This window comes from Oerskovia sp. NPDC060287 (genome assembly GCF_042726775.1).
GTDB lineage: Bacteria > Actinomycetota > Actinomycetes > Actinomycetales > Cellulomonadaceae > Oerskovia > Oerskovia merdavium.
In genome coordinates this window covers 1-8227 of the sequence record NZ_JBHXBO010000186.1, presented here as the reverse complement: position 1 = coordinate 8227, position 8227 = coordinate 1, and the positions used below count along the sequence as shown (strand labels likewise).

The following is an 8227-nucleotide window of genomic DNA, read 5'->3' as shown; positions in this document are numbered from 1 at the left end:
AAAGTCCGCCAGCCAGACCTTCTCCGCCCGCACCCAGACCCTGACCGCAGGCACCACCACCATCACCGCCACCCGCACCGACGGCACCACCCACATCCAGCAGATCGACCACCCCACCACCACCTGCTGACCCACCCCACCCACCGACCACGGCGCGCCACCCACCCCGGGCGGCGCGCCGTCGTCGACTCCGGGCAGGGTCCGCCCCGCGCCCGGCGACCTGGGCGACTTGCCCGCGGTGCCCGATTCACCCCATCCAGGCCGCGACGCGGAGCCGGTCGCGGGTAATACTGAGGCGTGACCGAGGCCCAGGCGATCTTCGAGCTGGTCGAGGCAGGGCTCGGCTCCCCGACCGCCGACGAGTCCTTCGACCGCTTCGCCCGGCTCGCCATGCGCCAGCTCGGCGTCCCGACCGCCGCGGTGTCGCTCGTCCTCGCCGACGAGCAGGTCTACCCCGGCGCCCACGGCCTCCCGGAGGACATCCAGGCGAGCCGGCGGATGCCCCTGACCCACTCGTTCTGCCAGCACGTGACGAACGACCGCGAGCCGCTCGTCGTCCCCGACACCCGCAAGGACAGCCGGGTCTGGGACAACCCCGCGATCCCCGACTTCGGCGTCCTGGCCTACGCGGGATTCCCCATCCTCGACCAGCGCGGACGCGTCGTCGGGACCCTTTGCGCCATGGACGACGAACCGCACGACTGGACCGAGTCGGACCTCGCGACGCTCGCCGACCTCACGGCCGCGTGCACGTCCGAGCTCAGGCTGCGCATCGCGCACGAGCGTGCGACGCGGATGCAGAACCTCGCCATCCAGGCGACGCGCCGCAACCGCCTGCTCCTCATGCTCAGCGAGGCGTTCGCCGACGCGACGTCGGTCCAGGACGTCGGGGAGACGCTCGCCTACGTCGCGTCGTCGGCGATCGGTGCCCGGTACGCGGGGCTCGCGGTCGTCGACCCGTCGCGCAAGAGCCTGACGTACACGAGCATGGACCACCTCGAGCCCGGGCTCGCCCCCTCCTACCGCTACGCGCGCATCGACGACCAGGACCGGATCGTGTCGTTCGTGGCGCGCACCCAGGAGGCGCTCTTCTTCCGCGACCAGGCCGAGGTCCTCGCGGCCTTCCCGTCGGTCTCGGACGCGATCGACGACACGGTCGGCTCCCGAGCGCTCCTGCCCGTGGTCTCGGGCACCTCGCTGCTCGCGGTCGTCTTCCTCGCGTGGGAGCAGGGCAAGGTCGCCGACGACGAGTCGTTGTCCCGCGCCGGGCTCGCGGGCTTCGTCGCGCACGCGCTCGAACGCGTCCGGCTGCTCGAGGAACGGCGCGACGCAGCGACCACGCTCCAGGCCGCGATGCTCACCGAGCTGCCCGACATCCCGCACCTCGAGCTGGCCTCGACCTACTCGCCCGCGACGCTCACGGACCAGGTCGGCGGGGACTGGTACGACGCCGTGGTGCACGACGAGGACGCCTCGGTCCTCATGATCGGCGACGTGACCGGTCACGACATGCGGGCAGCGGCCGAGATGGGCCAGCTCCGCTCGATGCTGCGCACGTTCGCCTGGAGCCACGACGAGTCCCCGTCCGCGCTGCTGCGCCTCCTCGACCGCGCCAACTCCGGGCTCGCGCTGCACGCGAGCGGGACCGCGGTCGTGGCCCGGCTCGACCGCCGCGGGGACTTCTTCGACCTGTCCTGGTCGAACGCCGGGCACCCACCGCCCCTGGTCCTCCGGTCCGACGGGAGCGTCGAGATGCTCGACGCCAGGCCGGACATGATGCTCGGCTTCGTGCCGAACGCTCCTCGCAGCGACCACCTGACCCACCTGGGGCCCGGCGACACCCTGCTGCTCTACACCGACGGTCTCATCGAGCGTCGCGGCGTCGCCCAGAGCACGCGGCTCGCGGGCCTCGCCCAGGCGCTCGTCTCGCTGCGGCACGGGTCGACGCTCGCCCTGCCCAACGCCCTGGTCCAGCGCCTGGTCGGCAGCGACCAGCGCGACGACATCGCCGTCCTGGCGGTGCGGGTCCGCGCCGCGGTGGACTCGCACCCCACGCCTGCGTGCCCCACCCGGGTCTCCCGGAGCGTCGAGCACACGACCGCGGCGATCTCGCCCACCCGCCGCTGGGTCGACGACATCCTCGAGAGCTGCGGCATCAGCCGCGACCAGCGCCGGACCATCATGCTGCTCGCGAGCGAGACGCTCACCAACGCGGTCCAGCACGCGGTGGGCCCGCTCGAGGCGATCGTCGAGGTCAGCAACGCGCTCGTCCGGGTCGGGGTCCGGGACGGGTCGCCCGACGAGCCGACGCTCCACGACCCCGCACCGCACGAGACGGGCGGCCGGGGCGTCCAGTTCCTCGACCGGTTCGCGGACCGCTGGTTCGTCGAGCACCGTGCGGCGGACGGACCGGGCAAGACCGTCTGGTTCGAGCTCGCGCGCGACGACGCCCCCTCCCCTGAACGTGTCGGCGGGTCGCGCTAACGTGGAACACGGTGCGCACAGCCGCGTGCCACGAGAGGACACCATGACCGAACGCACAGCGACCGTCGCGGACGAGGACCTCGGGGAGCTGCTCGACCAGTACCGGTCGCAGCTCACCGGCTACTGCTACCGACTGCTCGGCTCGTCCTTCGAGGCCGACGACGCGGTCCAGGACACCATGGTCCGCGCCTGGCGCTCCTACGACCGTTTCGAGGGGCGTTCCGCGCTGCGCTCCTGGCTCTACCGGATCGCGACCAACGTCTGCTTCGACCACCTCGCCCAGCGCAGGCGCCGCGAGCGGCCCATGGGGCTCGGCGCCGCGCAGTCGGCCGAGGAGCGGAACCTGGGCGAACAGCTCTCGGAGGAGACGTGGGTCGAGCCCGTGCCGGACGACCGGGTGCTGCCGCGCGACGGCGACCCGGCGGACGTCGCGGTGGGGCGCGAGTCCATCCGGCTCGCGTTCGTCGCGGCCCTGCAGTACCTGCCGCCCAAGCAGCGCGCGGTCCTCATCCTCCGTGAGGTCCTGCGCTGGCAGGCGTCCGAGGTGGCCGAGCTCCTGGAGACGTCGGTCCCGTCGGTCAACAGCGCTCTCCAACGTGCACGGGCGACGCTCTCCGCGCAGGCTCACTACGGCTCGGGGCCCGGGGCCGACGGCGCCAACCTTCCGTCAGTCTCCGTCGACGACGAGAAGAACGAGCTCCTCGAGAAGTACCTCGACGCGTTCGAGCGCTACGACATGCCCGCGCTCGTGGCGCTGCTCCACGACGAGGCCACGCTGTCCATGCCGCCCTACGCGCTGTGGATGCAGGGACCCGTCGAGATCGAGAGGTGGATGGTCGGTCCCGGCGCGGAGTGCCGCGGCTCGCGCATGGTGCCCGTACAGGTCAACGGGACGTTCGGGTTCGGGCAGTACCGGGTGTCACCGGGTGGCGGGTACGACGCGTGGGCGCTGCAGGTGATCGACACCGTGGACGGCAAGGTCACGGGCATCAACGCGTTCCTCGACGTCGAGGCGTGGTACCCGCTGTTCGGGCTGCCGCTCCACCTGGACGCGTAGCCCGCACGGACCGCGGGAGGGCCGGCCGGCGGCCGCCCCTCCCGCGCCTGTCGAGCACCCGTCGTCAGTCGAACGTCTCGAGGAGGAGCTGGCGCTCCGCGTCGGTCAGGTTCGTGGCGATGAGCTCGCCGTGCAGACCGTGGAACCGCTCACCGACGCGGTCCAGGTTGCCGTCCTCGGTCACGGCGAACAGCGCCGAGGTGCCCTCGGTGACCTGCGCACGGATGCGATCGAGCTGGTCCTTGTTGAGCCCCACGGCCTCCATGGACTTGTGGATCGCGCCGAGCGCGGCGCCCGCAGCGACCCCGATCACCGGCACGAAGAAGAGCGCCCCGAACAGGAGCCCCCAGAACGCGCCCCAGCCCGTGCCGCGCCACTCGTCCTCGTGCGTGTGCCGCGTGGTGGGCTTCTTGGCGCCCTCGGGCCAGGTCACGATCGCGCGGTCCACGATCTTGATCAGGCCCTCGGAGGCCGCGTCCCGCAGGACACCGGACGCCACCTCGGCGCCTCCGGGGGTGTCGAACGACCAGACGGTGAAGGTTGCCATGATCTTCTCCTCTCAGGCGAGCAGCTTGGCCTTGGCGGCGGCGAACTCGGCGTCGTCGAGGACCCCGGCCGCCTTGAGCTGGCCGAGCTTCTCGAGCTGGGCCAGGAGGTCGTTCTCGCCGCCTGCGGGCGCCGGGGCGGCCGGCGCCTGCTGAGCGGCTTGCGCCTGGGCGGCCTGCGCCGCGTACATCTGCTGCTGCTCGGCCTGCTGCTGCGCCTGGTACTGCTGGGCCTCGGCCTGCTGCTCGGCCTTGCCCTGCTGGTGCCGCTGGACGGCACCCGCAGTGGCTGAGGCCGTCCCGGCGATGACCGCGGTGCGTGCCATCGTCCCCAGGAGTCCAGGGCGTCCTACGCGTCGTAGTGGCATGGTGCTCTCCGTTCGTCGTGCGGTCCGTGAAGGTGCTGTGCTGAGAGATGTTGTGCGACGTGGCTCGCGTCGGCTCAGACGAGCTCCGCGAGCTCGACGATCTCGTTGACGACCTCGGCCGGGATCCGCTCCTGGGCGATCACCGCGGCGCCCGCGCCGCGCACCGCGCCGACGAACTCGCGGGCCCAGGTGTGCTCGACGATCAGCACGAGTGCCGACGTCCCGGGCTCGAGGTTCGCGGCGACGTCGTCGATGTCCTCCTGCCCGGCGAGACCGGAGCTGCCGAGCTGGGTCTCGGTGATGTCGAGCTCGTCACCGAGGTCCTCGACCTCGACGACGTCGATCTCCCCGCCCACGCCCTTGCGGACGACCGTGAGGTCGAGGAGCGTGACGACGTCGGACCCCAGGAGGTCCGCGATCGCGATCTTGACCGCGTCGGGGACGCGCTCCTCGGGGAAGGCGATCGCGACGAACTCGACCGGGCCGAAGGTGGTTGAGGGCATGTGGCGCTCCTTGCTGGTGGGTGAGGTCAGGGCAGGTGGGACGCCGAGGCGGACGCGCGCTCGGCCTCGTCGCCGTGGACGACGAGCGCCCACAGCACGAACAGCCCCAGGATGATCGTGACGATCGACCACCACGGGCTGGCGGGCAGGGCGACGAACTGGGTCAGGACGTTGAGCACGACCAGCACGATCGCGACGAGGCGCGCCCACCCTCGGCCGGAGAGCACCGAGAAGCCCACGATCACGAGCAGGATCCCGACCACGAGGTGGACCCATCCCCAGGTCGACACGTCGAGGACGACGATCCCCTGCTCTCCCAGCCCGACGAGCTTCTCCGGGGAGAACGCCGCGACCAGTCCGCTGATCGCGTTGAACAGCCCGAGCACCAGCAGGACGATGCCCGCGAACCACACCCAACCGACCCATGCCGTGACCTGCGAGGACCGTGCCATGTCGTCTCCTTTGCGCGCGCGTGCTGGTGGCGCCGCGCGACGACGACGTCGGACGGGAGCCCCCAGGGGAAGTCCTGCACCCTGATCGTGGCACCGACGACGGTTCACGGCATCCGCTGCGCAAAGGGCCTCGCCGCACCACTATGGGTCCATGGAACTGGGATTCACGGGTGGGATCGCCCTGGTCGTTCTGCTCGGGGTCGTCGGCCAGGTCGCGGCCAAGGCGCTCAAGGTGCCGTCGATCCTCCTGCTGCTCGCGCTGGGGCTGGTCGCCGGGCCCGTGACGGGTCTGGTCGACCCGGACGCGCTCCTGGGCAAGGACCTGTTCCCCCTGGTCTCGATGGCCGTGGGCATCCTGCTGTTCGAGGAGTCGCTCAAGCTCGACATGGCCCGGCTCAAGGGCGGGGCGCGGCGCCCGGTCGCGCTCCTGGTGACGGTCGGCGCGGTCCTGACCGGCATCGGCGCCACGGCCATCTGCTGGTGGGTCCTCGACCTGCCGCTGTCGCGGGCCGCGGTGATCGGGGCGATCCTCATCGTGTCGGGACCGACCGTCGTCGGGCCGTTGCTCGCGATCATCCGTCCCAAGCAACCGCTCGAGTCGGTGCTCGCGTTCGAGGGGATCTTCATCGACCCGATCGGCGCGACGGTCGCGCTCGCGATGGCGAACGTCGCGCTCCACGCCGCACCCGAGCACCTGGGGGCGACGGCGTTCTCCGGGATCCTCACGGGAGCCGTCGCCGCGGCCGTCTACGTCGTGGCCGTGCGCTGGGGCAGGGTGCCCGCCGCGGCCGAGGTCTCGCTCGCGTTCGCCACGGCGCTGGCCACGTACGCGATCGCCGAGGCGTTCCACGAGGAGGCCGGGCTGTTCGCGACGACCACGCTCGGTATCGCCCTGGCCAACCAGCGGTGGGCCCGGATCGAGCCCCTGCACGAGTTCGGCAGCCACGTCGGCCTCCTGCTCATCGGCACGCTCTTCATCCTGCTCACGGCCCGGGTGGACCTCGACGCGCTCGCCACGTACGCGCTCTCGACGCTCGCGATCGTCGCGCTGCTCGTCCTGGTGCTGCGCCCGCTCGTCGCGTCGATCGCGACCACGGGAAGCGTCCTGTCGAGCCGAGAACGCGTCATGGTCGGCTGGATGGCGCCACGCGGGATCGTCGCCGCCTCGACCGCGTCGGTCTTCGCGCTGCGGTTCGAGCAGGACGGTCAGCCGTTCGAGCAGCTCGTGCCGGTCGTGTTCGGCGTCATCCTCCTGACCGCGGTGATCTACGGGCTCACGGGGCCGTGGGTCGCCGCGCGCCTGGGCGTGCGGTCCGAGGGGCCCGAGCACCTGGACGACGACGGGGTACCGATCGCCCAGGTCCAGGCCCGCGGGTGACCTGACCGGGCGGGGTACGCACAGCCTCCGCCCGCGCACCTTCCTGCCCGACGGCGTGGGCTCGCCTCGTGCGACCCTGCGTTCGCTACGTTCGGCCCATGACGAGCGACGCGACCACCCCGGCGGCACCCGCCGGTCCGCCCTCCCCGCCGCCCTCGGCCACCGCGGCGACCGCACCGCGCGACTTCGTCGCGCTCGCCCCCGACGACCCGCGCAAGCCCCCTCGCTGGCTCCCCCGGGCCCTGCTCATGATCGTGGTCACGGTCTTCGTCGGCATCTTCGTCTGGTACGCGCTCGGCACCCTCAAGAGCCTGGGCGTCAACATCCTCATCGCGTTCTTCATCGCGCTCGCGCTCGAGCCGATCGTGGTCTGGCTGGTGCGCCACGGGTGGAAGCGCGGCGGAGCCGCGGCCACCGCGCTGCTGGGCGGCCTGGTCGTCGTGACAGGCATCTTCGCGCTCTTCGGCAACCTGTTCGTCCAGCAGCTCGTCCAGCTCGTCCAGTCGATCCCGGCGCTCTACACGGACATCCAGGAGTTCGTCCAGGAGCGGTTCGACATCGACATGCCCAGCTCGGACGACCTGCTCAAGCAAGGGTTCAACGAGTTCGGCGAGGACGTCGCGTCCGGTGCGCTCGTGGTCGGGACGACGATCGTCGGAGGCATCTTCGCGTTCCTCACGATCATGCTCGTCACGTACTACCTCCTGGCCGCAGGACCCAAGTTCCGTGCCGCGATCTGCCGGTGGCTGACCCCGAACCGTCAGCAGGAGGTCCTGCGGCTCTGGGAGATCACTCAGGTCAAGGTCTCGGACTTCATCAACTCGCGCATCGTCCTCGCCGCGCTGTCGAGCGTCTTCACGTTCGTCTTCCTGCTGATCCTCGGCACCGACTACGCCCTGCCGCTCTCGGTGTTCGTGGGCGTCGTGTCCCAGTTCGTCCCGACGATCGGGACGTACATCGGCGGCGCGCTGCCCGTGATCGTCGCGCTCACGTCGCAGGGGCTGCCTCAGGCCCTTGCCGTCCTGATCTTCATCGTGGCCTACCAGCAGCTCGAGAACCTCTACTTCTCGCCCAAGGTCTCGGCCCGTGCCCTCGAGATGAATCCCGCGGTGTCGTTCGTCGTCGTCCTGGCCTTCGGGGCCCTGTTCGGTGCACTGGGCGCGTTCCTCTCGCTCCCGATCGCCGCGACGATCCAGGCCGTCGCCAACACCTACCTCCAGCGCCACGAGCTCGTCGACTCGCACATGCTGCACGACCCGGGTCACGGGAAGGACGAGCCGACCGACGACGACAGGGAGGGCGACAGCGGAGTCGCGCGACGCCGTCGGGCCAACAAGAAGGCCGCACGCGACGCCGCGCGCACGGTCGACGAGCGGCACGCCGACGGCATCGAGTAGCACTCGTACAGGACGGGCCGCTCCCCCCCGAGGGGAGCGGCCC

The 8227-nt window shown here is 71.4% G+C and carries 8 protein-coding genes; 4 read left to right on the top strand and 4 right to left on the bottom strand.

All coding sequences use genetic code 11. The annotated features are described in order from the left end of the window. Positions 1-297 precede the first annotated feature (297 nt). Both ACFWFR_RS14820 and ACFWFR_RS14815 read left to right on the top strand, forming a co-directional pair. Positions 298-2484 (top strand): SpoIIE family protein phosphatase, encoded by a 2187-nt coding sequence (locus tag ACFWFR_RS14820; protein WP_377623455.1) that lies wholly within the window; start codon positions 298-300, stop codon positions 2482-2484. A 43-nt stretch (positions 2485-2527) separates the two neighbouring features. Then, complete coding sequence (locus ACFWFR_RS14815) at positions 2528-3541, top strand: sigma-70 family RNA polymerase sigma factor (protein ID WP_377623454.1); 1014 nt, start codon at positions 2528-2530, stop codon at positions 3539-3541. A gap of 64 nt (positions 3542-3605) precedes the next feature. On the opposite strand, the gene ACFWFR_RS14810 is transcribed toward ACFWFR_RS14815, so the two are convergent. From ACFWFR_RS14810 to ACFWFR_RS14795, 4 genes are all read right to left on the bottom strand, one after another. Continuing rightward, positions 3606-4088 (bottom strand): DUF1269 domain-containing protein, encoded by a 483-nt coding sequence (locus ACFWFR_RS14810; protein ID WP_191805807.1) that lies wholly within the window; start codon positions 4086-4088, stop codon positions 3606-3608. A 12-nt stretch (positions 4089-4100) separates the two neighbouring features. Continuing rightward, positions 4101-4412, bottom strand: a complete 312-nt coding sequence (locus ACFWFR_RS14805) for an SHOCT domain-containing protein (protein ID WP_377623453.1) — start codon at positions 4410-4412, stop codon at positions 4101-4103. A 116-nt stretch (positions 4413-4528) separates the two neighbouring features. After that, on the bottom strand, positions 4529-4957 hold the full coding sequence (locus ACFWFR_RS14800; RefSeq protein WP_354511073.1) for a DUF6325 family protein: 429 nt from the start codon (positions 4955-4957) through the stop codon (positions 4529-4531). A 26-nt stretch (positions 4958-4983) separates the two neighbouring features. After that, on the bottom strand, positions 4984-5409 hold the full coding sequence (locus ACFWFR_RS14795) for a hypothetical protein (protein WP_191805810.1): 426 nt from the start codon (positions 5407-5409) through the stop codon (positions 4984-4986). A 151-nt stretch (positions 5410-5560) separates the two neighbouring features. Here ACFWFR_RS14795 and ACFWFR_RS14790 point away from each other — a divergent pair, with 151 nt between their 5' ends. Continuing rightward, positions 5561-6787: a sodium:proton antiporter gene (locus tag ACFWFR_RS14790; protein WP_191805811.1), complete on the top strand. Its 1227-nt coding sequence runs from the start codon at positions 5561-5563 to the stop codon at positions 6785-6787. A 98-nt stretch (positions 6788-6885) separates the two neighbouring features. Next, positions 6886-8184 carry an AI-2E family transporter gene (locus ACFWFR_RS14785; protein WP_377623452.1) on the top strand — a complete coding sequence of 433 codons (1299 nt, stop codon included), beginning with the start codon at positions 6886-6888 and terminating at the stop codon, positions 8182-8184. Positions 8185-8227 lie beyond the last annotated feature (43 nt).